The 23,445-nt window shown below is 68.8% G+C and carries 22 protein-coding genes; 8 read left to right on the forward strand and 14 right to left on the reverse strand.

Features of this window, described 5'->3' with window-relative positions:
• Positions 1-87: 87 nt before the first annotated feature.
• Both recG and ACZ3HV_RS16320 read right to left on the reverse strand, forming a co-directional pair.
• Positions 88-2,346: an ATP-dependent DNA helicase RecG gene (gene recG / locus ACZ3HV_RS16315; protein ID WP_465685026.1), complete on the reverse strand. Its 2,259-nt coding sequence runs from the start codon at positions 2,344-2,346 to the stop codon at positions 88-90.
• Positions 2,343-3,956 carry a DAK2 domain-containing protein gene (locus ACZ3HV_RS16320; protein ID WP_465685028.1) on the reverse strand — a complete coding sequence of 538 codons (1,614 nt, stop codon included), beginning with the start codon at positions 3,954-3,956 and terminating at the stop codon, positions 2,343-2,345. The genes recG and ACZ3HV_RS16320 overlap by 4 nt, the downstream gene beginning before the upstream one ends.
• A gap of 86 nt (positions 3,957-4,042) precedes the next feature.
• On the opposite strand from ACZ3HV_RS16320, the gene ACZ3HV_RS16325 reads away from it, so the two are divergent.
• Positions 4,043-4,990, forward strand: a complete 948-nt coding sequence (locus tag ACZ3HV_RS16325; RefSeq protein WP_465685030.1) for an SAM-dependent methyltransferase — start codon at positions 4,043-4,045, stop codon at positions 4,988-4,990.
• A 75-nt stretch (positions 4,991-5,065) separates the two neighbouring features.
• On the opposite strand, the gene rpmB is transcribed toward ACZ3HV_RS16325, so the two are convergent.
• The 5 genes from rpmB to ACZ3HV_RS16350 all read right to left on the reverse strand — a co-directional run bounded on the left by rpmB (position 5,066) and on the right by ACZ3HV_RS16350 (position 10,504).
• Positions 5,066-5,287 (reverse strand): 50S ribosomal protein L28, encoded by a 222-nt coding sequence (rpmB, locus tag ACZ3HV_RS16330; RefSeq protein WP_130449155.1) that lies wholly within the window; start codon positions 5,285-5,287, stop codon positions 5,066-5,068.
• 84 nt (positions 5,288-5,371) lie between these two features.
• Positions 5,372-7,354, reverse strand: coding sequence for an aldo/keto reductase (locus ACZ3HV_RS16335; RefSeq protein ID WP_465685032.1), 1,983 nt, complete (start codon positions 7,352-7,354; stop codon positions 5,372-5,374).
• A gap of 40 nt (positions 7,355-7,394) precedes the next feature.
• Positions 7,395-8,222, reverse strand: coding sequence for a carbohydrate ABC transporter permease (locus tag ACZ3HV_RS16340; protein WP_465685034.1), 828 nt, complete (start codon positions 8,220-8,222; stop codon positions 7,395-7,397).
• A complete protein-coding gene (locus ACZ3HV_RS16345) occupies positions 8,212-9,225 on the reverse strand; it encodes a carbohydrate ABC transporter permease (RefSeq protein ID WP_465685036.1) in 1,014 nt (337 codons plus the stop codon). The genes ACZ3HV_RS16340 and ACZ3HV_RS16345 overlap by 11 nt, the downstream gene beginning before the upstream one ends.
• Position 9,226: 1 nt before the next feature.
• The gene (locus tag ACZ3HV_RS16350; RefSeq protein ID WP_465685038.1) at positions 9,227-10,504 is read right to left on the reverse strand and encodes an ABC transporter substrate-binding protein; all 1,278 of its coding nucleotides are present in this window, start codon (positions 10,502-10,504) and stop codon (positions 9,227-9,229) included.
• 153 nt (positions 10,505-10,657) lie between these two features.
• Between ACZ3HV_RS16350 and ACZ3HV_RS16355 the strand changes: the two genes are divergently transcribed.
• Together ACZ3HV_RS16355 and ACZ3HV_RS16360 are read left to right on the forward strand one after the other, a co-directional pair.
• Positions 10,658-11,266 carry an HAD family hydrolase gene (locus tag ACZ3HV_RS16355; protein ID WP_465685040.1) on the forward strand — a complete coding sequence of 203 codons (609 nt, stop codon included), beginning with the start codon at positions 10,658-10,660 and terminating at the stop codon, positions 11,264-11,266.
• A gap of 87 nt (positions 11,267-11,353) precedes the next feature.
• Positions 11,354-13,006, forward strand: a complete 1,653-nt coding sequence (locus ACZ3HV_RS16360; RefSeq protein WP_465685042.1) for a GxGYxYP domain-containing protein — start codon at positions 11,354-11,356, stop codon at positions 13,004-13,006.
• Between the two features lie 43 nt (positions 13,007-13,049).
• Here ACZ3HV_RS16360 and ACZ3HV_RS16365 read toward each other — a convergent pair whose 3' ends face one another.
• The 3 genes from ACZ3HV_RS16365 to ACZ3HV_RS16375 form a co-directional block, all read right to left on the reverse strand.
• Complete coding sequence (locus ACZ3HV_RS16365) at positions 13,050-13,532, reverse strand: GNAT family N-acetyltransferase (RefSeq protein WP_465685044.1); 483 nt, start codon at positions 13,530-13,532, stop codon at positions 13,050-13,052.
• 242 nt (positions 13,533-13,774) lie between these two features.
• Entirely contained in the window at positions 13,775-15,022 is a 1,248-nt protein-coding gene (locus ACZ3HV_RS16370) for an MFS transporter (protein ID WP_465685046.1), read from the reverse strand.
• Positions 15,023-15,078: 56 nt separating this feature from the next.
• Positions 15,079-15,723 carry an HAD-IA family hydrolase gene (locus ACZ3HV_RS16375; protein WP_465685048.1) on the reverse strand — a complete coding sequence of 215 codons (645 nt, stop codon included), beginning with the start codon at positions 15,721-15,723 and terminating at the stop codon, positions 15,079-15,081.
• Between the two features lie 177 nt (positions 15,724-15,900).
• Here ACZ3HV_RS16375 and ACZ3HV_RS16380 point away from each other — a divergent pair, with 177 nt between their 5' ends.
• Positions 15,901-16,929 carry an ROK family protein gene (locus tag ACZ3HV_RS16380; protein ID WP_465685050.1) on the forward strand — a complete coding sequence of 343 codons (1,029 nt, stop codon included), beginning with the start codon at positions 15,901-15,903 and terminating at the stop codon, positions 16,927-16,929.
• Here ACZ3HV_RS16380 and ACZ3HV_RS16385 read toward each other — a convergent pair.
• The 3 genes from ACZ3HV_RS16385 to ACZ3HV_RS16395 are packed head-to-tail and all read right to left on the reverse strand — an operon-like array spanning position 16,926 to position 19,364.
• Positions 16,926-17,600: a DinB family protein gene (locus tag ACZ3HV_RS16385; RefSeq protein ID WP_465685052.1), complete on the reverse strand. Its 675-nt coding sequence runs from the start codon at positions 17,598-17,600 to the stop codon at positions 16,926-16,928. The two genes, ACZ3HV_RS16380 and ACZ3HV_RS16385, sit on opposite strands and share 4 nt — an antisense overlap.
• The gene (thiD, locus tag ACZ3HV_RS16390; protein WP_465685054.1) at positions 17,597-18,400 is read right to left on the reverse strand and encodes a bifunctional hydroxymethylpyrimidine kinase/phosphomethylpyrimidine kinase; all 804 of its coding nucleotides are present in this window, start codon (positions 18,398-18,400) and stop codon (positions 17,597-17,599) included. The genes ACZ3HV_RS16385 and thiD overlap by 4 nt, the downstream gene beginning before the upstream one ends.
• Before the next feature lies 1 nt (position 18,401).
• Positions 18,402-19,364, reverse strand: coding sequence for a thiamine-phosphate kinase (locus tag ACZ3HV_RS16395; protein ID WP_465685056.1), 963 nt, complete (start codon positions 19,362-19,364; stop codon positions 18,402-18,404).
• Between the two features lie 128 nt (positions 19,365-19,492).
• Between ACZ3HV_RS16395 and ACZ3HV_RS16400 the strand changes: the two genes are divergently transcribed.
• The 4 genes from ACZ3HV_RS16400 to ACZ3HV_RS16415 all read left to right on the forward strand — a co-directional run bounded on the left by ACZ3HV_RS16400 (position 19,493) and on the right by ACZ3HV_RS16415 (position 21,958).
• Entirely contained in the window at positions 19,493-19,729 is a 237-nt protein-coding gene (locus ACZ3HV_RS16400) for an Lrp/AsnC family transcriptional regulator (RefSeq protein ID WP_184806149.1), read from the forward strand.
• A 31-nt stretch (positions 19,730-19,760) separates the two neighbouring features.
• Positions 19,761-20,216 (forward strand): DUF3515 domain-containing protein, encoded by a 456-nt coding sequence (locus tag ACZ3HV_RS16405; RefSeq protein ID WP_465685058.1) that lies wholly within the window; start codon positions 19,761-19,763, stop codon positions 20,214-20,216.
• A 119-nt stretch (positions 20,217-20,335) separates the two neighbouring features.
• Positions 20,336-20,752: a YciI family protein gene (locus ACZ3HV_RS16410; RefSeq protein ID WP_465685060.1), complete on the forward strand. Its 417-nt coding sequence runs from the start codon at positions 20,336-20,338 to the stop codon at positions 20,750-20,752.
• 6 nt (positions 20,753-20,758) lie between these two features.
• A complete protein-coding gene (locus tag ACZ3HV_RS16415) occupies positions 20,759-21,958 on the forward strand; it encodes an RNA polymerase sigma factor (RefSeq protein ID WP_465685062.1) in 1,200 nt (399 codons plus the stop codon).
• Positions 21,959-22,120: 162 nt separating this feature from the next.
• Here the strand turns inward: ACZ3HV_RS16415 and ACZ3HV_RS16420 are convergent, their stop codons facing one another.
• Entirely contained in the window at positions 22,121-23,251 is a 1,131-nt protein-coding gene (locus ACZ3HV_RS16420; RefSeq protein WP_465685064.1) for a D-alanine--D-alanine ligase family protein, read from the reverse strand.
• Positions 23,252-23,445: the final 194 nt, after the last annotated feature.

Below are 23,445 nucleotides of genomic sequence, written 5' to 3' on the forward strand. Positions count from 1 at the left end.
CGGGGAGCGCGGCGACTGGAGCGACGAGGGAAGAACGGGAGCCAAGGCCCCGTGACCCCCGCGCCGGAGGCGCGGCATTCAACACAGTCACGTTTTCTCCAGGTACTCGGTGGTCTCCGACTCGAGCGCGCTCCGGACGAAGGATCGCAGCGCCGGGTACTCAGCCAGGTCGGCGTCGACCGAGACGATCGAGTTGGCGACGTGCCGGGCGGCGAAGATGACATCTTCATCCCGCAGCACGCTGAGCAGCTTCAGGCTGCTCCGCCGGCCCGACTGCGCCACGCCGAGCACGTCGCCCTCGCGCCGCGTCTCCAAGTCGATCCGGGACAGCTCGAACCCGTCCGTGGTCGAGGCCACCGCGTCCAACCGCCCGTACGACTTCGAACCAGGCCACAGGTCCGTGACCAGCAGGCAGAGCCCCGGCACGCGACCACGCCCGACCCGGCCGCGCAGTTGGTGCAGCTGGGAGATGCCGAACCGGTCCGCGTCCATGATCACCATCGTCGAGGCGTTCGGTACGTCGACGCCGACCTCGATCACCGTGGTCGCGATCAGCACGTCGATCTCGCCGGCGGCGAACCGCGACATCACGGCGTCCTTCTCGTCGGCGGGCAGCCGGCCGTGCAGGATCTCCACGCGCAGGTCGTGCAGGATCTCGGCCAGCGCTTCCGCCACCTGCATCACCGAGATCGGCGGGCGGGCCGGCTTCGTCGACCCGGGTCCGGCCGGCGGCTTGTCCTCCTCGCCGAGGACGAACTCGCCTTCCTCGTCGGCCGCATTCTTCACGTCGTCACCGATCCGCGGGCACACGACGTACGCCTGATGGCCCTTGCCGACCTCCTCGCGGACGCGGGTCCAGGCTCGCTGCAGCCAGTCCGGCTTCTCCTTCGCCGGGACCACGGACGACTGGATCGGCGACCGCCCGGCCGGCAACTGGGTCAGTGTCGAGACTGCGAGATCGCCGAACACCGTCATCGCCACGGTCCGCGGGATCGGCGTCGCCGTCATCACGAGCACGTGCGGGGTGTTCTCCCCCGACTTCTGGCTCAGCGCGGCCCGCTGCTCGACGCCGAACCGGTGCTGCTCGTCGACCACCACGAGCCCGAGATCCGCGAACTGGACCTTGTCCTCGAGCAGCGCATGGGTCCCGACCACGATCCCCGCGGCCCCGCTGGCCGCGTCGAGCATCGCCGTACGCCGGGATGCCGCGTTCAGCGAACCGGTGAGCAGACCGACCCGGGTGGCATGCTCCGCGCCGCCGAGCATGCCCTGCTCGGCCAGGTCACCGAGCATCTTGGTCAGCGTCTTGTGGTGCTGGGTGGCGAGCACCTCGGTCGGGGCGAGCAGGACCGCCTGACCGCCGTTGTCGACCACCGACAGCATCGCTCGCAGCGCGACCACGGTCTTGCCGGAGCCGACCTCGCCCTGCAGCAGCCGGTGCATCGGGTGCGCGCGGGCCAGATCCGCGAAGATGTCCTCCCCGACCTCCGACTGGCCTTCGGTCAGCGTGAACGGCAGCCGCTGGTCGAACTCGTCCAGCAGGCCGCCTTCCGCGCGCGGCCGCGGTACGGCGTTGAGCGCGTCGGTGACCGCCCGGCGCTGGGCCAGGATCGTCTGCATCACCAGCGCTTCCTCGAACCGGAACCGCTGCTGCGCGTCCCGGATGTCCTTCTCGGTGTCCGGCAGATGCACCTTCTGCAGGGCTTCCCGCAGGCCGAGCAGCTTCTCGTTGCGGAGGATCAGCTCCGGGATCGGGTCGTCGAGGCGCTCGTCGAGGCTGTCCAGGACGATCTTCACCGAGCGCTCGATCGTTGCGGTCGGCAACTTCGCGGTCGCCGGGTAGAGCGGCCGGAACGGCCGGGCCCGGCGCTCGATCTCGGCCTCGGACAGGTCTTCCTCGTCGAGGATCTCGGTGCCCGGACTCTTCAGCTGCATGATGTCGCGGAACATCGTCACCTCGCCCCAGAACAGGGCGGCGGTCCCGGGCGTCAGCTTGGTCGCCAGCCAGGGCTGGTTGAAGAACGCGAGCTCCAGGTCGCGCCGGCCATCGGTCACGACGACCTTGGTCAGCGTCTTGCGCCTGGCCCATTTCTGTACGTCGGTCAGCGGGATCTCGGCCTTGGTGTCCAGCGACCGCACGGTGACCTTCTTGACCCGGCCGTTGACGGTCGCCTGGTCGCCGACCTCGAGCTCGTCGAACGGGGTCAGCTCACCCTTCTTCAGGTACCGCCGTGGGTAGTGCCGCAAGAGCTCGCTGACGGTCTCGATCTCGAGCACGTCCGCGAAGGTCTTGGCCGTCTTGGCACCGAGGAAGTCGCGGAGCTTCCGGTCCATATCCGTTTTCATTCCACCCCGATCAGCAACGGGTACCTGTCCTGCCCTCCGTCGTACACCACGACATCGACATCTTTGCGGTTCCGCCGGACGTGCCGCTCCAAAGCTTCGGCCAGAGCGGGGTCCGCGTCCCGTCCGGTGACGATCGTGAGCAGCTCACCACCGCCGCCGAGCAACCGGTCCACCACGCCGAACGCGGCTGCCTCGAGGTCCTCGGTGATCAGCGCGAAGTCGCCGTCGACCACGCCCAGCGCGTCGCCGATCCGGCACCGGCCGGCCATCGTCCAGGCGTCCTTGACCGCGATCGTCACGGCGCCGTGCCGGGTCTGCCCGGCCGCGGCGGACAGGTGGACGACGTCGTCGTCGAAACTGCGCTCCGGGTCGTGGATGGCGATCGCCGCCAGGCCCTGGACCTGCGCCCGGGTCGGGATCACGGCCACCCGGATCCCGTCCTGCCGGGCGGCGGTCGCGGCGGCCTCGGCGACCGCGATCGAGTCGTTGTCGTTGGGCAGGATCACGATCTCCAGTGCCTTCGAGCGCTCGATCGCCTGCAGCAGCTCGCCCGTCGAACACCGCCGGCCCGGTCCGCCTCTGATGATGTGCGCGCCGGCCTCGGCGAACAGCTCGGCCAGCCCGTCGCCGGCCACGACCGCGATCACCGCCCGGCTCGGGACCGGCTCGTGGTGGTGCGCCTGATCGGCGAAATGCGTCACCCGGATCCGGTGTGGCCGGCCGATGTCGATGCCCTGCTCGACCGCGGCGCCGACGTCGTCGGTGTGGACGTGCACGTTCCACAGCCCGTCGCCGCCGACCACGACGACCGAATCCCCCAGGCCGGCGAGGTTCTGCCGGAAGTCACTGATCTTGTCATCCGGCGCGTCGAGCAGATACATGACCTCGTACGCCGGGCCCTCCGGGCTCAGGTCGCTCGTACTCTCGGTCGGCACCCGCGCGGGTACGTCGACCCGCACGAGCCGCCCGGTGAGCACGGACTCCATCGCGCCGAGGATCACGACCAGGCCGGCTCCCCCGGCGTCCACGACGCCCGCGCGCCGCAGTACGTCGAGCTGCTCGGTGGTCTTGGTCAGCGCCTGCCGCGCGGACGCGACGGCGGCCAGGCAGACGTCGGCCAGGCTCTTCCCGTCGTTCGCGGCCGTCATCGCGCCGGTCGCGGCGGCGCGGGCGACGGTCAGCATGGTCCCCTCGACCGGCTGCGCCACGGCGCCGTACGCGGCATCGGCGGCGTACTTCAGGGCGTCCGCGAAAGCGACGGGCTCGCTCATGCGTGGATCCGCGAGCACTCCCTCGGCCTGGTCACGCGGGAGGTTCTCGGCCAGACGGAGCCCGCAGGCGCGGACGAGCTGGGACGTGATGACGCCGGAGTTGCCGCGAGCGCCCAGGAGCGCGCCGCGGCCGAACGCCTGGACTGCCTCCGTGAAGGTCAGCTCACCCTGCGGCAGCGCGTCGCAAGCGGCCTCCCAGGTCAGGTAGAGGTTCGTCCCGGTGTCACCGTCCGGGACCGGGTACACGTTCAGCTCGTCGATCTCGGTCCGCGCGCGCCCGAGCTCGGCCAGCGCGGTCCGGGCCCAGGCCCGCAACACCTCGACGGTCAGTTCCTCCACGCCCGGAAGGCTAACCGGTCCGCCTACTATGTGCTGTGCTCTCCCCGGTCCTGTTCTCGGTTGCTGCTGACAGTTATGAGTGGGCTGTGCGGGAGATCCGGGGTGAGTTCGGGCGCTCCGTACGTATCGAGCGGGTCAGCGGGGACCTTGGGCGGGTCATGGACGGTCCGACGGTGCACGAGCTGGCTGAGGCGTGTGACGCCGGGCGGATCATGTTCGTGCGGCACCTGACGGTCGAGATCGCGAGCTTCGAGGAGCTGCCGCCGGACTACGAGCTCGCCGAGCTGGTGCTGGGTGAGCTGACCGAGTATCCGAAGGCGCTCGCCGTGCAGGCCTGGACGGACAACGCCGGCACGGGCGGGTCGTCGTACCACCGGATCGAGCAGGCGCTCGGCGAGCGTGGGGTGACCGTGACCCGCTCCGGTCAGGAGCTGGTCGTGTCGTGCTTCGTCGGCCGTCGGGCGACCCTGCTCGGCCTGAACCGGCTCGAGGACAGCCTGTCGGACTGGCCGGGTGGGCGGATGCGGCTGGCCCGGGCCGACGAGCGGGTGTCGCGGTCGGAGTTCAAGCTGGAGGAGGCGATCGCGACCTTCGGGCTGGAGCTGCCCGCCGGTGGGAAGGCGGTCGACCTCGGCGCCTCACCGGGTGGGTGGACGCGGATTCTGCGGCAGCACGGGCAGGAAGTGTGGTCGGTGGACCCGGGTTCGCTCGACCCGCGGCTGCGGGGTGATCGCCGGATCCACCATGAGGCGACGACGGCCGGGCGGTTCTTCGCGGCGAACCGGACCCGGTTCGACGTGGTGGTGAACGACATGCGGATGGACCAGGTGCTGAGCGCCCGGATGATGGTCGACGCGGCCGCGCACCTGCGCCGCGGCGGGCTGGCGATCGTCACGCTGAAGGGCGGCGGGAAGAACCCGCTCGACGGCGCCCGGCATGGTCTGGACGTGCTGCGCCAGGAGTACGACGTACTGCACGCGCGGCAGCTGCATCACAACCGCAACGAGATCACCGTGGTGGCGCGAAAGCTCTGAGAACACACGCGAAATAGGCGCCCGGGGTGATCCCGGGCGCCTATTTCAAGGCCCTACACGGAGTGAAAGCTGGGGTCAGCCGACGACGCGCTGGACCTTTCCTGCCTTGATGCAGGACGTGCACACCTTGAGCTTGGTCGGGGTGCCCTTGATGAGCGCCCGGACCGGCTGGATGTTGGGGTTGAACCGCCGGGGCGTGCGAGCCTTGACCCGGCGGATCATCGCGCCCTTACCCAAGCGGGCAACGCTGTTGCCGAACGTCGGCTGCTTGCCGCAGACATCGCACTTCTTAGACATGATTCTCCGTGTTCAGGGTCGTGACACCGACAGACCATGTTACATGCGGGCCGACGCACGACCAATTCGGTCCACAGCTGTGGATCAGGCAGTGAGGTAGGCCACTTCCTCGTCCGTCAGGGTCACCGACAGGCCCGGCGTCGAGGTCCGGGTCTCGCTGATGTGCCGCGGCCCGATCAGCGGGAACACCGGGTACGGCTGGTGCAGCAGCCAGGCCAGCGCGATCGCGGTCGGCTCGACACCCTTGGCAGCCGCCAGCTCCCGGGCCCGGTCGAGGCGGCGGAAGTTCTCGTCGGAGTAGAAGCAGCGCACCAGCTCCTCGTCCGACCGGTCCTCCGGCTTGGCCCGTCCGGTGAAGAACCCGCGCGCCTGGCTCGACCACGGGAACAGCGCGACCTGCCGCTCCCGCAACCACGCCTGCGACTCGTCGTCGGACACGTGCCGGCACCCGGCCCACGGTACGTCGTACGCCCGGGCGAGGCTGAGGTGGTTGCTCAGCAGGGTGAACGGCTGCTTGCCGCTCGCCTCGGCGTACGCGTTGGCCTCGTCGAAGCGGGCGGTGGACCAGTTGGACCCGCCGAACGCCTTGATCCGGCCGGCCTTGAAGTGCTCGTCGAGGACGTCGACGAACTCGGAGACCGCGATCTCCTCGTTGTCGCGGTGCATCAGGTACAGGTCGACGTGGTCGGTCTGCAGCCGCTCGAGGCTCTCGTTCAGCTGCCGGGTGATCGACTCGGGGTCGCAGTGCGGCGTGTGCGCACCCTTGCCGATGACAACGACCTCGTCCCGGTTGCCGCGCGAGGTGAGCCACTGGCCGAGCAGCTTCTCGCCGCGGCCGCCGCCATAGATGTAGGCCGTGTCGAACGTCGTACCGCCGCGCTCGACGAAGTCGTCGAAGATCGCGGCCGCGTGGGTGAGCGTCTGCTGGTTGTCGACACCCATCACGAGCCGGGACACCTGCTTGTCCAGGCCGGCCACCTTGCCGTAGATCATCGGGGCGTCGTCGCGGCGCTTCAGCGGCCGGCCGGTCGCGGTCGGAATCAGCGCGTCGTCGCGCTCACTCGCGTACTGCTGCCCGATCGCGACCCGCCAGGCGTCCTGGACGGTGAGGTTGCCGAGGGTGTCGGCCCAGCTCATCTCCGGGGCCTGCCGCTGCGCGATCGCCGCGGCGACCGCCTCGGCCTCGGCCGCGTAGATGAGGGCGGGCTCCGCGGAGATGTCCTGCGGCTCCTCCCCCACCTTGTGCAGGGTGACGTGGGTCGGCTTGCCGTCGCCGCCGAACCACGGGTCCTCGATGACGAGGTAGCCCTTGCTACCGAAGATGCGGACCTGGTTCTGGTCCTGCAGCCGTACGCCGGTACTGACCTGAGCGGTCACGCCGCCGTCGAAGAACAGCGTCGCCACCGACCACTCGTCGGCACCGGTCTCGCCGACGGTCCCGACCGCGGTCACGGCGGCCGGGTCCGCGAACGGCTGTCCGGTCGCGGCGCCGGCGATCAGCCGGGCGTACGACACCGGGTAGCCACCGACGTCGAGGATGCCGCCGCCGGCCAGTTCGTCGGCGAAGATCCGGCTCTCCGGCCGGAACCCGGCGGCGAACGCGAACGTGGCCTGGATCTGGTGCACGGTGCCGAGCTCGCCGTCGCGGACCAGCTGGGCGACCAGCTTGGTCTGCGGCAGGCAGCGGTACATGTACGCCTCCATCAGGAAGACGTCGTTGCGCACCGCGGCCTCGATCATCGCCTCGGCCCAGGCCTTGTTGATCGCCAGCGGCTTCTCGCACAGCACGTGCTTGCCGGCCTCGGCGGCCTTGATCGCCCATTCGGGGTGCATCGGGTGCGGCGTGGCGACGTACACCGCGTCCACGGTCTCGTCGGCCAGCAGGTCGTCGTACGAACCGTGCCGGTTGGCGATGTTCCATTTGTCCGCGAAGGCGTTGGCCGAGTCGATCGACCGGCTGCCGACGGCGACGACCGCGTTGGCCGCCGACGTCGGCACCTGGCTGGCGAACCTCGACGCGATGTTGCCGGTGCCGATGATTCCCCAGCGAAGCTTGGTGTCAGTCAAGAGGAGTCCCGTTCTTGTTTTGGCAGGGTCAGAACTACGGTCAGAATTTCATCGCGCCGGCGGCGATGTCGGCGATGAAGGAGCGGGCGCCGATGATGAAGACGCCGATCAGCGGAATGACACTCATCAGGGCACCTGCCATCACCATCGAGTAGTCGGTGCCGTAGATGCCGTTCAGCTGCTGCAGTGCGACCTGGAGCGGCAGCTTGTTCGGGTCGGTCATCACGATCAACGGCCACAGGTAATCGTTCCAGACATTGATGAACGTGAAGATACCCAGGAACGCCAGGCCGGGCCGCAGCACCGGGATGCCGACGGTCAGGTACTGCCGGAAGAAGCCGGCGCCGTCGACCTTGGCCGCCGAGATGAGCTCGTCGGGGATGGCGCCGCGGGCGTACTGGCGCATCCAGAAGATCCCGAACGCGTTCGCCGCGCCCGGGATGATCAGCGCCTTCAGCGACCCGATCCAGCCGAACTCGGCCAGCGTCACGAACTGCGGCACCAGGGACAGCTGGGCCGGGATCATGAAGGTGGCCAGCAGCAGCCCGAAGAGCCACTTGCTGCCGGGGAACTCGTACTTCGCGAACGCGAAGGCGGCCAGCGAGTCGAAGAACAGCACCAGCGCCGTCACCGCGAGCGCGACGATCACCGTGATCAGCATCGAGCCGAAGAAGTCGATGTTGTCGAGCACCTTGCCCATGTTCTCGAACAGGTGCGATCCGATCAGCAGCTTCGGTGGGTAGGTGAAGATGTCCGGCGTGGTGTTGGAGGCCATCACCACCATCCAGTAGAAGGGGAAGATCGACAGTACGACGCCGAACATCAGCACCACGTGGCTGACGATGTTCCGGGCTCGGTCAGCGCGCATCGGCCTGCTCCCTTCCGTTCGCGGTCTGTCGTGCGTTCCGGCGGGCGGCACGGCGGGCGATCCGCTCGTCACCACCGCCGATCAGCCGCCAGTTGATGATGCTGAACAACACGATCAGGATGAACAGGGCCCAACCGATGGCGGCGCCGTACCCGAACTGGTTGTTCAGGAACGCGCTCTGATACAGGTACGACACGATCGTCGTCCCCGAGCCGCCGGGGCCGCCGGTGTCGCCGAGCAGCACCTGGGACTCGGTGAAGATCTGCAGGCCACCGATGGTCGACGTGACGGCGGTGAACAGGATCACCGGGCGCAGCAGCGGCACGGTGATCCGCCAGAACGTCTGCCGCGGCGAGGCGCCGTCGACCTTGGCCGCCTCGTAGACGTCGCCGGAGATCGCCTGCAGGCCGGCCAGGAAGATGATCGCGTTGTACCCGACCCAGCGCCAGGTGACGATGCTCGCGATCGCGATCTTGATCCCCCACGGCTGGGTCAGCCATTCGATCTTGGTCAGCCCGATCGACTGCAGGAACGCGTTCAGCAGACCGAAGTTGTTGCTGAAGATCGAGCCGAAGACCATCGTGACCGCGACCACGGAGGTGACGTTCGGGATGAAGTAGGCGACCCGGTAGAAGCTGCGGAACCGGGTGGCGTTGTGCAGCGCGTTGGCGATCACCAGCGCCAGCAACAGCATCGGCACGGTCGACAGCACCCAGATGATCAGCGTGTTGCCGATCGACTGCCAGAACTTCGGATCGCTGAGCAGGTAGCTGTACTGCTGCAGCCCGACCCATTTCATCGCCCCGATGCCGTTCCAGGAATGGAACGAGATCCAGATCGAGAACAACACCGGGAACGCACCGAACACCGCGAACAGGATGAAGAACGGCGAGACGGCCGCGTACTGCGGCAGCGCCTGGCGGTACTTGTTCGGCGGCCTGGACGGCCCGGGGTCCTTGGTCGTACTGATCGGCGCCGGGAGCACCTTGCTGGTGACAGCCATCTCAGATCGCCCCCGCTCGGGTGAGTTCACGTTCGATCTGGCGCTGCGCGTCCGCCCAGGCCTGGTCCGGCGATTTCCCGGCCACTTCGACATTCACCAGCTCGGCGCCGAGCGGCGTACCGATGATGCTGTCGTACGGCGAGAAGTAGGCGCCGGGGTACTTCTTGGCCGACGCGGCGAAGACGTCGACGATCTTCTGGCCGCCGAAGAACGGATCCGGTGCGGCCATCGTCTGGTCGGTGTAGCTGGCCGGGGTGGACGGGAACAGCACCGGGTCGAGGAACGCCTGGGCCTGGTTCTTCGCCGACTCCAGCCAGCTGATGAACGCGAAGGCCGCCTCCGGGTTCTTGCAGTACTTCGTGATCGCCAGGAAGGACCCGCCACGGTTGCCGGCGCCACCAGGAGCCGCCGTCACCCGCCAGAGTCCCTTCGTCTTCGGGGCCGCGTTCTTCGGCCCGAGCTGCGCCCACCAGACGGCAGCGTTGTACGCGACCAGCTTGCCGTTGGTGACCACGGCGTTCGCGTCCGTCGTACCGGACTGTGCGTTCGCGGACAGGCCTTCCTTGACGACCCTGATCGAGAGGTCGAACGCCTGGCGGATGTGGTCCTGGTCGCCGATGTACTGCCCGTCCTCGGTCATGTAGCGCTTGGACTGCTGGGCCAGCGCGTAGCTGTAGACACCGGTGATGTTGTCGGTGATGGCCGAGCCGGGCACGGCGGCCTTGAGCTTCTTCCCGAGCTCGATGTAGCTGTCCCAGTCGGGCGCGAGCTCCGCGACCGCGGCCGGGTCGGTGTCGATGCCGGCCTTGGTGAAGATGTCCGTGCGGTAGAAGAGCGCGGTCGGTCCGGTGTCCATCGGATAGGCCATCATCCGGTCCTCGGGCGTGATCCCGAGCTTCCACTTCCAGGGCAGGAAGTCCTTCTCGAGGTCGTTCGCGCCGAGCGTCTTGAGATCGATGAACTGGTCCTGGTTCGGGAAATAGGTCGCCACGTCGTCGTTGATCGCGACGATGTCGGGCACGAGCGACTTGCCGGCCAGGGAGGTCAGCACCTTCGTCTTGTAGTTGGTCCCGATCCGGGTCATCGCCAGCTTCATGCCGTCGAACCCCGGGATCGCCTTCTCCGCCTGACCGATCAGGCCGTCGTTGACGGAGCCGACCCAGGTCCACATGCTGAGCTCGTCGGACCCGCCGAGTGAGCTGCGGGAGCCGCACCCGGTGAGACCCGCGGCGGCCGCGGCGGAGCCGAGCGCGAGGAACTTCCTTCTACTCAAGGTCATACGCCTCACCTGGCGCTTTCTGTTGGATTTCGCCGGAAGGTGTCCAGATATGTTTACGTCGCCATTAGGTAAGCGCATACCGACTGAACCGGTCAAGGGGTTGCCTTGGCCGGTCCCGGCAGGTGAACGGTTGGCGCCTGACAGGATGGCGGCATGGTCTCCGCCGTTCTCTTCGACGCCGATGGCGTCATCCAGCGCGCCAGCCAGGACTGGTGGTCGCGTCTGTCCTCGCTCGTCCCCTCCGACACCGACGCCTTCGTGGCCGACCTGATGGCGGCCGAGAAGCCGAGTCTGGTCGGGAAGGGCGACTTCCGTGACGCGGTGGCCGAGGTGCTCGCGCGCTGGAACTCGCCGGCCTCGCTGGAGGAGGCACTCGAGCCCTGGCACTGGTTCACCGCCGAACCGGCGGTCATCTCGCTGATCGGCGACCTGCGGACGGCCGGGATCGGATGCCACCTCGCGACCAACCAGCAGGCGTACCGGCGGGCGATCATGCAGGACGAGCGCGGGTACGGCGCATGGTTCGACCAGACGTTCTACTCCTGCGACCTCGGGCTGGCCAAGCCGGATCCGGCGTACTTCCGGGCCATCCTCGCGACGATCGACGTACCGGCGTCCTCGGTGCTCTTCATCGACGACAACGAAGCCAACGTGGCGGGCGCTGCGAGCGTCGGACTGCAGGCCGAACTGTTCGACCTGTCGTCCGGTGTCGAGACTCTGGTCGGGCTACTTCGGCGTTATGGACTGCCGATTCCGGGCTGAGGTCTTGTGGTGCCAGGGCGGCTGTGGCATCGTCGCCGGGCAGATGACAACGTAGGACAGTCACCAGCCGCTCCCTGGAGGCACTGCATGTCCGATCGCCGACGTCTCACCCTGACCCGCCGCCGCGCCCTCGGCCTCACCGCCGGGCTGGGACTCGGCTCACTCGCCCCGTCGTTCGCCTTCGGCGCCTCGCCTTCAGTGCGGCCGTCGTACCCCAAGGGTCAGCGACCGCGGCTGCTGAACGTGCTGACCGAAGACTCCTTGAGTCCTGCCGAGCGGACGCTCGCGACCACGCTCCAGGGCCTGTTGGCGCGCCGCGGTGGCGAGTCGCTGTACCTGAACATCCCGTCGCTGGGCTACCAGTTCTGGCTCGACGACCTCGTCTCCCGGTACGGCGTACGCACCCGGACCGGAGACCTGTGGAAAACCGTCAGCCGGTCGGGCGTCGACGGATATGTTCTCTTTCGAACGGGCACCCCGTCGGTCAACGTGGCGACCACGCTGGCCGGCCTGACGGGTGCCGTCGCGATCGAGGAGAGCTTGGAGGCGACCGCGGTCCAGGCCGGACTGCGCAAGGTCCTGGACGTGCGGGACAAGGACGACCGCTGGGTGTTCGACAACCACTGGCCCCGGCTGCGGCACGACGTCGCGGTCGAGCAGAGAGGAGACTGGCCGGAGCGACTGCGGGACTACGTGACGATGGCGGGGACGCTCGCCTTCTTCGACGGCAACTCCGGCTTCCGCGCCGAGGTGGTCACCGCGCTCGACGACGACGCCACGCTGATCGGCTGGGGCGACGCGTCGAACGGCGAGGACGCGTTCATCGGCGTGAACTCGTCCGCCGGCGTCAAGGCCCTGCCGGCCGACCATGCCCGCAACCTGTCGGTGCTGTCCGGCATCAGCGAGGACCGGCTGACGCAGCGAGGGCGCCCGTACGACCCGGCGCTGGCCACCGGAACGTCCACCGGTGATTCGGCTCGAGGCAACGACCTGAGCGGAGGGGGTGGGGGGAGGGCCCTCGAACCGGATCCGAATGCCCACTACGTGACTTTCCTGATCACCGACGGGGACAACATCCAGTGGATGCTGGGCGACTTCCCGACCGACAAGCGCTGGTTCGGCAGCCCCCGGCGCGGAGAGGTCGACCTCGGCTGGGGCATCTCACCGTCGCTCATCGACCTCGCCCCCTCGGTGATGCGCTGGTATTACGACCAGTCGCGCAAGGACCGCTGGGTCGTCGGCCCGTCCGGCGGCGGCTATATGTACCCGAGCAGGTATCCGGCCGCCGCGTTGGAGAAGCACACCGCGTCACTCGCCCAGTCGATGGGCCGCGCCGACCTCTCCGTCGCGCAGATCATCGACTTCGACGCCTTCGAGAACACCAGCCTCTGGTCGTCGTACCTGAAGCGCCCCGAGATCGACGGCCTGATCTACCTCGAGTACTCCCGGTACGACGGCCTCAAGGGCAAGGTCGTCTGGTCCGAAGGCAAGCCGGTCATCTCCGCCCGCACGATGCTCTGGGACGGACTCGACGGCGCCGACGAAGCATCGGTCACCGCCGAGCTCAACGCGGCCACCCGCAACCCACACACCACCGCCGGCTACTCGGTCGTCGTGTGGCACGCCTGGAGCAAGTCCGTCGACAATGTGCTGGCTATCGTCGACGGCCTCGCCCCACACGTGAAGGTCGTTCCGCCGGACACCCTGGTCAAGATGGTCGGCCGGTACGCCCGCCCGTAGGCGACGCCGGCTCGGACCCCGCGCCGACTAGGACGACGCGGGATCAGAGCTCCCGGAAGTAGACCGCGACCGGGAGCTTGACGCAGCCGAGACTCTCGTAGAGAGCCCGGGCAGGCGCATGGAAATCGTCACCACCGGTGCCGATCTCGACCATCTCCGCACCGTGCTCTCGCATCGCCGCGAACGCGTGCTCGCAGAGCACGGTGCCGAGATTGTCTCGACGATGCGCCGCCGCGACGGCCAGCAGCACGATGCTGCCGTGCCGACGGGCAGGCTCGACGGTCCAGGCGACATAGCCGCCCAGTACGCCGTTCTCCTCGGCGACCGCGACGTAATTGTGGTTGCCGGGGTCATGGAGTTCCGGGACCTGCTTGCGATAGTCGTCGCGCCAACCGCCGTGCTGGATGGCGAAGACGGTCTCGCCGACGAGCGGGCGGAAGGAATCCTCGTAGAACGGCCGGAACGTCTCGATGGTCAGCTCGGTGATCCGGGCCAGGTCAGACTGCACGTACGAACGAATGAGCATGAAGTGTGCCTCTCGCACTGAAGGGAGTCGGGCAGCGCGCGACCCGCTCGCAGTTCGCGACGCGGCGGGCCGATCTTCAGCGGCGAAGACGCCAGGCGGCGAAACACTCCATGCGCGTCATCCCAGTTGCTCGGTTGACGCGGACCGCCAGGCCATCACAACACCGCCGTCGATGACGACCTGCCGCTCACGAGTGGCGGGAGTCGGCAATTGTGATGGCCTGCAGGTCCGCACTCGCCGTGTCAGTCGACGTGCGGGACGGGTGGGGCGAGTCGGGCGGCGCCGTCGGCGGGGTCGCGGCGGAGGTGGAGGTCGTCTCGTCCGGTGCTCTCGTCCGGGTGGCCGGTCGCCGAGGTTTTCGGGCGACGGCTCAGCAGGAAGAGGGCGGCGAGGAGGGGGAGGGTGATGAGGTACGCCGTTCGCAGGTCGACGACACGGGCGAGTACGGCGAGGGCCGCGGGGGCGACGAGGATCGCCGTACCGGAGGCTAGGGCTCCGATTGCCGCCAGACGCGCCGGGCTGAGGCCGGGGGTTGCGACCAGGGCGGCCAGAGTGACCGGGTAGAGCGGCGCCACGCCGAGGCCGGCGACTGCCAGGCCGACAGCGACCACCGCGGGTGCGTCGAACAGGCTGACGAGCAGCGTGCCTGCGGCCGCGAAGATCCCGGCGGGTACGACGGGTGACCAGCCGCGCCAGTGGATCGGGCCGATCGCCCGTCCGATCGCCATACCGATGGGGAACGCGCTGCCGAGCAGTGCGGCTGTTGCCGTTGGCAACCCAGTGGCCACCAGCCGGGCCACCGCCCACACCACGAAACAGAACTCGACGGCCACGGCCAGCACCACCCGCAGCCAACCGAGCCCCACCGCCACCACCACCTGCCGCTCCAGTCGCCGACGGCCGGCTCCCGCTTCGCGGCGGGTGCCCAGCCATTTCCGGCCGAGGCCTACTGCGGGTGCGGAGTCGATCAGGACGGGCGCGTACGGCTCGTCGAGCTGGTGGGCCGGCTTCGCGCGTCGGGTGAGGATTGCGAGGAGAAGAAGGGGCGGGGTTGCGGCGAGCATGGCCAGGCGGCCGGTGGCGCCGAGGGAGTCGATGGCGCCGATGGTGATGGGCGCGAGGATGCCGGTAGCGCTGGCGACCGCGTTGACGCGGCTCAGGCGTGACGCCGCGGTCGGCCCGTCCAGCATGAGCGGGGTGACGAGAACCATCAGCGCGCCGCCCAACCCGACGAACAGGCCGCCGGCGATCGCGACGGCGTACACCGGAGCCAGCGCGAGCAGCACCGTCCCCACCGCGCAGCCGACCGCACCGATCGCGAGAGCGTTCTGCATCGACCACGACCGCAGCAGCCGCGGGCCGACCACCGCCACGATCAGAAGCCCGAGCGCAAATCCCGACGACAAGAGCGCCAGCCGGCTCGTAGGTTCGTCCAGATCCCGGGCCAGGATCGCAATGCAGGCACCGAGGCCGGCCAGCACGAACCCCATGGATGACAGCCCGATACCGATCCGGACCTCATCCCCTCGGGTTGCGGACCCCGGGTTCATTCGGCGCTCAGGTCGGTCGACCCGCCATCCTCCAGGAACAGAGCGACGAGCTGATGGAGGTCCGGGAGCTGGATGTCGGCGGGCACGCCCTTGAGACCGGCTGTCGTGGCGCCGGAGGCTCGGCCGGCTGCCAGGCCGACCGTGGTGTCCTCGACGACCAGACAGTGCTCAGCAGGTACGCCGAGGAGCTCGGCGGCTCGCAGATAGCCCTCCGGATCGGGCTTGCCGCGGGTGACGTCGTCCAACGTGACCAGGATCGACGGTGAGATCCCCGCCGCCTCCAGGCGGACCTTCGCCAGCCGGTTGGACGCACTGGTGTAGACCGCCCACGCCAGACCGAGCCGCTCCAGCGTGCTGGTCAGTTCATGCGCGCCCGGCGTGGGCACTACGTCGGACAAGTCGTCGCATTCGAGGTCCAGTATTCGCGCGACCGCCGCCGCCAGCTCGTCCGGCGAAAGGTCGGGCCGCAACCGGGCGATGGTCGCCTCGGCCGGGCTGCCGTGCGCGATCGCGAGGACCTCGGCGGCGGGTATGCCGTACTCCCCCGCCCAGTGGGTCCAGGTCCGGTCGACAACAGCGTCGGAATCGACCAGCGTGCCATCCATGTCGAACAGCACCGCGCGGACGTCGGGAAGCCCCATCACCCCTCCAATTAAACTCGTCCTCCGAGCATAAGGTAAAAGGATGCTATGACTCCAGTGCGCCGGGGACAGTGGCAGACGGCTTCGGACGTGCTGACACAAGTCAGCCGACAGCCCGGGATCACCCGGGCCGCTGTGGCGCGGGCGTTGCGGTTGAGCACAGGTTCGGCGACAGAGGTGACTGCTCGGCTACGCGGCGTACATCTGCTCACCGAGGTTCCTGCGCCCAGTCAGGGGCGTGGACGGCCGACCACAGTGCTGCGGGCGCATCCGCGGGGGCCCGTGGTGCTGGCGCTCGATCTGCGGCAAGGCAGTTGGCGGAGTGCGATCGCCACGCTCGACGGGTCGCTTCAGGACCAGCAGTACAAGCGTCATCGGAGCAGGCGGCCGCAGGTGGTGCTCAGCAATCTGCAGCGGGAAGTGAAGCGGGTTCAGGAGGAGTACGGGGATCGGCTGCGCGTCGTGAGCCTCGCAGTACCGGGGACTATCCGTGACAACCATTTGATGCAGGCGCCGACGCTGGAGTGGTTCGAGCTGGACCTCGAGACGGTCACTGCCGGCACGGGGCTCACACTCTTCGCCGGCAACGACGCGACGCTCAGCGGGGTGGCCGAGGCTCGCACTGGTGCTGCCGCTGGGGCTGGTACGGCGCTGCACCTCATCGTCGAGGTGGGACTCGGTGGGACGCTGCTGATCGACGGTGTGCCGGCGCAGGGTGCGTCCGGAGCAGGCGGCGAGTATGGGCACATCCCGTTCGGTGATCGCACGCGGCTGTGTCCGTGTGGTGCACGCGGATGCTGGGATCTGGAGATCGACGGGCGCGCATTGGCCAGACACCTCAAGGAGCCCGCACCGGACGACCCGTACGCCTACACCGAGGGCATCCTGCTCCGCACCGACCGCGCTACGGGTCGTGCGGTCACCAAGGTGGTCACTGCCCTCGCCAGCGGCATCGCCGGACTCGTCAACGCCCATGACCCGGATGTGGTCACCATCGGCGGCCTGGCCATCCCACTCAGGGCGGCGGCCGAGGCCACGTTCCAGCAGGCCTACCTAGCCGGCCTGATGACCTTCCACCGGGGCTCTCCCCCGCCGGTCCTCGCCGCGAAGCACGAGCCCGATGGTCCGCTCCGCGGTGCGGCGGCGCTGGCCCTCGACCACCTCACCAGCGAGCCGGCCATCGCCGCCTGGGCAGCACAGCACTAGCCGGCAGTCTCCGAGCTGGCCGACAGTCCCTGCCCCGGCTCCGGCTCAGCCTCCTCGGTCTGAGCTTCCCCGGCACCCTCTTCAGTGATTTCTTCAGGGGCCGGCTGCGGCTTGGGGACGATCGGGGGTTCGACCTGCGCCAGGATCGTGGTGAGGTCGAGTCGGTGGTGCTGGATCTCGTGTGCGGTGTGGCGGATGATCCAGCCCAGCGAGCGCGGCGCTCGTACCGGGTAGTTGTAGAGCCCCAGCCGACCGAGCTGCGGCGGCGTGAGCACACGGGCGGCGGCACCGAACTCCCGGGCGAACCGCATCAGCGCGGCCGCGACCTCCATCGGGTCCTGGTTCTCGTACTTGAGCTGCTTGACCCGACCGGTCCGGTCCATCGGCGCGTACACCGGCCGGTCCTCCGCCAGGCACTGCGCGATCCGCAGCCGCTGCACCTCGAGTACGTCGCGCACGTGGCACGCGTACTCGATCGCCGACCACACCTCCGGCTTCGGCCGCAGCCGGACGACGTTCGGGTCCGGACCGGCCGCGGCCTTGGTCAGCGCCATGCTGCACTCGGCCGCCTGCCGGACGAGCAGAGTCACGGTGCCCTGTAGGTCACCCGTGTCGTAGTTGAATCCGCACTGCTCGCAGTACCCGTCGACCGGGGGCTGCTGGTTCGTCAACTGCCACTCCCTCGAAATCTCCACGCATGGTCGACTGGACCGATCCCACCACCGAGTGCGAACCCCGCCCCGATCGCCCCGGTCACGTACTCCTTCGCAGCACCCACTGCGCTCGGTACGTCGTACCCACGGGCCAGGTACGACGCTATTGCACTGGCCAGAGTGCATCCGGTGCCGTGCGTGTGCCGGTTGTCCGCCCGGACCGCACTGTAGGACCGGCGTACCCCTGGACCGTGCAGCACGTCCACTGACGCCGTACCGACGTCGTGACCGCCCTTCACCAGGACCCACGACGCACCTGCGTCCAACAAGAGCTTGGCCGCGAGCTCTCGGTCCTCCACGGCCTCCAAGTCGACTCCGGCGACCGGTCCGAGCTCGGTGAGGTTCGGTGTGAGGACGGTGGCCAGCGGGACGATCTCGGAGCGTACGGACTCCATGGCGTCGGCGGCGAGCAACGCGTCGCCGTGCTTCGACACCGACACCGGGTCGACCACGACCGGCACGGACGGCGGCAGCGTGCGCAGTAGGGAGGCGACCACGCGGACCATCGACGCCGAGGCCAGCATGCCGGTCTTCACCGCGTCGACGCCGATGTCGTCCACCACGCTGTGGAACTGGGCCCGGACCTGCTCTTCCGGCAGCTCCCACGCCCCCTGGACGCCGAGACTGTTCTGCGCCGTGATCGCGGTCAGTACGCTCATCCCGTGCACGCCGTTGGCCAGCATCGTCTTCAGGTCCGCCTGGATCCCGGCTCCGCCACCGGAGTCGGAGCCGGCGATGGTCAGCACTCTGGGCAGCATCTCAACTCCTGAAGTGGGCGTGACCGGACTCGGCAGCATACGGCGCGCCGTCCACCGTCACGGTCCCGGCCTGGCGATCCTGGTTGCCCTCGGCAACCGAGCCGATGACGGTCCAGCCCTCGGGCACGTCGGCCGGTTCGAAGGTGCCGACCAGCGCGTGGTCCTCACCACCGGTCAGGACGAACTTCAGCGCGTCCACCCCGGTCGCGGCTGCAACCGCCTGCAGCGGCTCGGGCACGCTCAAGGCCTGCGTATGCACATCGATGGCGACCTCACTCGCCACCGCGATGTGTCCGAGGTCGGCGAGCAGTCCGTCGCTCACATCGCACAGCGAGGACGCTCCGGCGAGTGCGGCCCGCGGACCCTCGGCGTACGGCGGTTGTGGTCGGCGATGCGCCTCGACCACGGCCCGTGGCGAGCGGAACCCGCGTGCCAGCACCGCCCAGCCGGCCTCGGCCCAGCCCAGTCGGCCGATGTACGCGACCTCGTCACCTGGGCGCGCGCCCGACCGCAGCACCGGTGCACGTCCGTCCAGCGAACCGAACGCCGTCACCGAGACGACGATCTTGTCCGCCTGGACCGTGTCACCGCCGACGATGCTCACCTCGACCAGCTCGCACTCGTCCACCAGGCCCTGGTTGAGCTCCAGCGCCCAGGCCGTCGGCAGGTCGGCGGGCGCGCCGAAGCCGACCACCAGCGCCGTCGGCCGCGCTCCCATCGCCATGATGTCGGCCAGGTTCTGCGCGGCGGCCTTGCGGCCCACGTCGTACGCCGACGACCAGTCCTGGCGGAAGTGCCGGCCCTCCACCAGCAGGTCCGTCGTGATCACCATCCGACCGTCCGGCACCGCCATCACGGCAGCGTCGTCACCGGGGCCGACCAGGACGTCCTCACCTGTGGACAGCCCTTTGGTGACGGCCTCGATCAGGCCGAACTCACCCGTGCTCCCCAACGTCTCTGTCACGTCAACAGACCTCCCATATCGCCAACCGGAGTCTAGGCGGTACCGTGACCGGGCAACGAAGAGTACGCCCGGCTGTCTCGCAGTACCGGTGGCCGGAGCCAGCTGAGGACGACTGAGTGGAGAACGACGTGGTGGTCCAGGCCTACATCCTGATCCAGACCGAGGTCGGCAAGGCGGCCGACGTCGCGGCACAGATCGCCGAGGTCCAGGGCGTCACCCTGGCCGAGGACGTCACCGGTCCGTACGACGTGATCGTCCGCGCGGAAGCCCGCAACGTCGACGAACTGGGCAAGCTGGTGGTTGCCCGGGTCCAGAACGTGCCCGGCATCACTCGTACGCTGACCTGTCCTGTCGTCCACATCTGAACCGAATCCCGGGGTCCCGCCCATCTTTCGCATGCCCAAAGTCCTGTTCGCTGCACTCGGCCTGATCGTGCTGGCCGGGTGCAGTGCCGGTCCTGCGCCCGTTCCGGTCCCCTCCCCCGCGCCCGACGTCGCCGCCGCCTGCGCCGACCTCGTGAAGGCCTTGCCCGAGAAGGTGCTGGACGGCAAGCGGCGCACGACGACACCGGAGAGTCCGCTGACCACCGCGTACGGCGATCCGCCGATCGAGGTCACGTGTGGCGTCGCCCCGCCGGCCGGGATGGCCGAGGCGCAGTCGCAATGCTTCGAGGTGAACGGGATCGGCTGGTTCGCCAAGGAAGTCACCAACGGCGTCATCTTCACCACCATCGGCCGAGCCCTCTACCTCGAGGTCGCCGTCCCCTCGAAATACGCCCCCGAAGCCAACGCCCTCACCGACGTGTCGGACGCTGTCCACAGGTTCAACAAACTCGTCACGCCCTGTACCTGACGACGGCATACTCCCTGTCGAGAAGGTTGCTCTGCGGTTGGTGTCCGGTTCGGGCCGGTGGGGGCGACGTTTCGGATGAGAGGTGCCCGCGGTGGGTGCCTGGACGACGGGAGAATCCGATGAAGTACATGATCCTGACCTACGCGTCGCAGCAGGACTACGACGGGATGGCGGGCAAGGACACCGGGAAGCCGGCCTGGACGGGCGAGGACTTCGCGGCGATGGGCGCGTTCATGGAGAAGTTCAACGGAGACCTGGCCGAGTCAGGTGAGCTGGTCGAGACCCGCGCGCTGGCGGCGCCGGTGCTGACCCGGCGCCTGGGCTCGAAGGACGGTGCCTCGGTGGTGACCGACGGCCCGTACGCCGAGACCCAGGAGGTGCTCGCCGGTTACTGGATCGTGGAATGCGAGTCCTTCGACCGGGCGACCGAGATCGCCGCCAGACTCGGCGACACACCGGCGCCGGAGTTCGTCCGCGCGACCGCGTACGCCGACGTCCGCCCAGTGATCGAGGGCCGCGACGACCTGGTGGAGTGACCTGACATGACCATCGCTCTCGAGGACCTCTTGCGGGAGCTGGCGCCGCAGGTGCTCGGGGCGCTGGTCCGGCGGTACGGGCACTTCGACACCGCCGAGGACGCGGTGCAGGAGGCGTTGCTCGCGGCGGCGCAGCAGTGGCCGGAAGAAGGCGTGCCGGACAACCCCCGCGGGTGGCTGATCAGGGTGGCTTCGCGCCGGCTGACGGATCTGCTCCGCCGGGAGCAGGCCCGTCAGCGGCGGGAGGACCGGGTGGCGCAGTGGGCGTTGCCTGGTGAGCCGGTCGCGGACACCGACGACACGCTGGTCCTGCTGTTCATGTGCTGCCATCCGTCGCTGTCGCCCGCGTCGCAGATCGCGTTGACGTTGCGGGCGGTCGGTGGTCTCACCACCGCGGAGATCGCCCGGGCCTTCCTGGTGCCCGAGGCAACGATGACGCGACGGATCACCCGGGCGAAGGCGAGCGTGCAGGACAGCGGCGCGCGGTTCACCCTGCCGGCCGACCGGGACGAGCGGCTGGGCGCGGTGCTCAAGGTCGTGTACCTGATCTTCACCGAGGGCTACGCGAGTACGACGGGGCCGAGCCTGCAACGGGTCGAGTTGGCGGCCGAGGGGATCCGGTTGGCGCGGATGCTGCACCGGCTGCTGCCGGACGACAGCGAGGTCGCGGGCATGCTGGCGCTGATGTTGCTGACCGATGCGCGTCGTCCGGCTCGGACCGGTCCGCTCGGGGAGCTGGTGCCGATGGCCGAGCAGGACCGGTCGCTGTGGATCCCGGAGCTGATTCGGGAGGGCGTCGAGCTGATCACCGCGGCGCTGCCTCGAGGCCCGGTCGGGCCGTATCAGCTGCAGGCGGCGATCGCGGCGGTGCACGACGAGGCGCCGTCGGCCGAGGAGACCGACTGGGTGCAGATCGTCGCGCTGTACGAGGTGCTGTTGCAGCTGACCGACAATCCGATGGTCGCGCTCAATCACGTCGTCGCGGTGGCGATGGCGCGTGGGGCGGATGAGGGTCTCGTGCTCCTCGGTTCGATCGAAGACGACGAGCGGATTGCGAAGGATCACCGGTTGTCGGCGGTCCGAGCTCATCTGCTGGAGATGTCGGGCGACACAGTCGGTGCGAGGGCGGCGTACGAGGAGGCCGCGAGCAGGACGACCAGCCTCCCGCAGCAGCGTTACCTCCACGCCCGCGCGAGCCGACTATGAGCGGCGGACGCGGTAGCGGATGTGGGTTGCGTCGGGCGTCGAGCACTGCTGTGGACATAGACCTGCTCCCCTCCAGGGCCACCTGCGGACCGGGGCCACTGAGGTGACCGTAGGACCGCAGGATTTCAACCCGCTTTCATGGCGGGCGCCCGCGTGGGAGTTTCAGCGAAGGCCGGTGGGGCGGGTTGCGGCGAGCGTCAGGAGGCGTTCGACCAGGGCTGGGTAGTCGACGCCCGAGGCCGCCCACAGGCGGGGGAACATGCTGGTCGGGGTGAAGCCCGGCATGGTGTTGATCTCGTTGATGATCACCCGGCCGTCCTCGTCGAGGAAGAAGTCGACGCGCGCCAGACCCTCGGCCTCGATCGCGTCGAAGGCGGTGAGTGCCTTCGCCCGGATGTCCCCGGCGATCTCCTCGGGAAGATCGGCCGGCACCGAGAGAGCAAGGTACTCCTCGCCCTCGGGGAGGTACTTGGTCTCGAAGTCGTAGAAGTCGTGACCGCCACCCGAGACCGCGATCTCGCCGCAGACGCTGACCTCCGGCGTGCCGTCCGCGCGACCGAGAACGCCGACCTCGATCTCGCGCGGGTTCTTCGCGGAGGCCTCGACGATCACCTTCGGATCGTGCGCCCGTGCCTCGGCGATCGCGTCGTCGAGCTCGTCCAGGCTGTTCACCTTGCTGATGCCCAGGCTCGACCCGCCCCGGGCAGGCTTCACGAACACCGGGTAGCCGAGCGCGTCCACGGCCGCCCGGCTCGCGGCCGGGTCGTGGGTCCAGTCGCGGTCGCGGATGACGACGTACGGCGTCACCTCAAGACCGGCGCCCTGGAAGACGACCTTCATGTAGTGCTTGTCCATGCCGACCGCGCTGGCCAGTACGCCGGAGCCGACGTACCGGATGTCGGACATCTCGAGCAGGCCCTGGATGGTGCCGTCCTCGCCCCAGGGACCGTGCAGCAGCGGGAAGACCACGTCGACCTCGCCGAGCGTGCTCGGGACCTGGCCGGGTTCGCTCACCACGAGCTCGCGGTTGGCGCCGAACAGCACCGGCAGCGCGGTCACGTCCACCTCGGGGAGCTTGCCGTCGGTGATCGACAGCCGCTCCGGGTCACCGCTCTCCAGGACCCAGTGGCCGCTGGTGCTGATGCCGACCGGGACCACGTCGTACTTGTCCCGGTCGATCACCTGCAGCACGTTGGCCGCGGTCACGCACGAGATGGCGTGCTCGCTCGACCGGCCACCGAACACGACGGCGACGCGGGGCTTGCGTTGTTCTTCCCTCGAGTACTCACTCACCGGCTCGACTGTAGCGGCCCGGAGATCAGGAACCGATCGGGGTTCGGTTAAGAGCTCTTCAGATCGCGGACCGTAGCGGCGGGATACCTTGTGATCGCAGCGTGATCACACCGTCACTCACAGGTGACCGGGGGCGGTGACGCCGTACACGAGGGTGTTGTTCTTGTACTGGATCTCCTCGAGGGGACGGGTCA

The sequence above is a fragment of the Kribbella sp. NPDC020701 genome, assembly GCF_055562215.1.

Bases quoted from the DNA above. Each gene is read 5' to 3' on its own strand.
- ACZ3HV_RS16345 (WP_465685036.1), bottom strand. From the start codon at position 9,225: ATGGCTGTCACCAGCAAGGTGCTCCCGGCGCCGATCAGTACGACCAAG.
- recG (WP_465685026.1), bottom strand. From the start codon at position 2,346: ATGAAAACGGATATGGACCGGAAGCTCCGCGACTTCCTCGGTGCCAAG.
- thiD (WP_465685054.1), bottom strand. From the start codon at position 18,400: ATGCTGCCCAGAGTGCTGACCATCGCCGGCTCCGACTCCGGTGGCGGA.
- ACZ3HV_RS16340 (WP_465685034.1), bottom strand. From the start codon at position 8,222: ATGCGCGCTGACCGAGCCCGGAACATCGTCAGCCACGTGGTGCTGATG.
- ACZ3HV_RS16360 (WP_465685042.1), top strand. From the start codon at position 11,354: ATGTCCGATCGCCGACGTCTCACCCTGACCCGCCGCCGCGCCCTCGGC.
- rpmB (WP_130449155.1), bottom strand. From the start codon at position 5,287: ATGTCTAAGAAGTGCGATGTCTGCGGCAAGCAGCCGACGTTCGGCAAC.
- ACZ3HV_RS16415 (WP_465685062.1), top strand. From the start codon at position 20,759: ATGACCATCGCTCTCGAGGACCTCTTGCGGGAGCTGGCGCCGCAGGTG.
- ACZ3HV_RS16350 (WP_465685038.1), bottom strand. From the start codon at position 10,504: ATGACCTTGAGTAGAAGGAAGTTCCTCGCGCTCGGCTCCGCCGCGGCC.
- ACZ3HV_RS16410 (WP_465685060.1), top strand. From the start codon at position 20,336: ATGAAGTACATGATCCTGACCTACGCGTCGCAGCAGGACTACGACGGG.
- ACZ3HV_RS16370 (WP_465685046.1), bottom strand. From the start codon at position 15,022: ATGGGGTTCGTGCTGGCCGGCCTCGGTGCCTGCATTGCGATCCTGGCC.
- ACZ3HV_RS16375 (WP_465685048.1), bottom strand. From the start codon at position 15,723: ATGGGGCTTCCCGACGTCCGCGCGGTGCTGTTCGACATGGATGGCACG.
- ACZ3HV_RS16405 (WP_465685058.1), top strand. From the start codon at position 19,761: ATGCCCAAAGTCCTGTTCGCTGCACTCGGCCTGATCGTGCTGGCCGGG.
- ACZ3HV_RS16365 (WP_465685044.1), bottom strand. From the start codon at position 13,532: ATGCTCATTCGTTCGTACGTGCAGTCTGACCTGGCCCGGATCACCGAG.
- ACZ3HV_RS16355 (WP_465685040.1), top strand. From the start codon at position 10,658: ATGGTCTCCGCCGTTCTCTTCGACGCCGATGGCGTCATCCAGCGCGCC.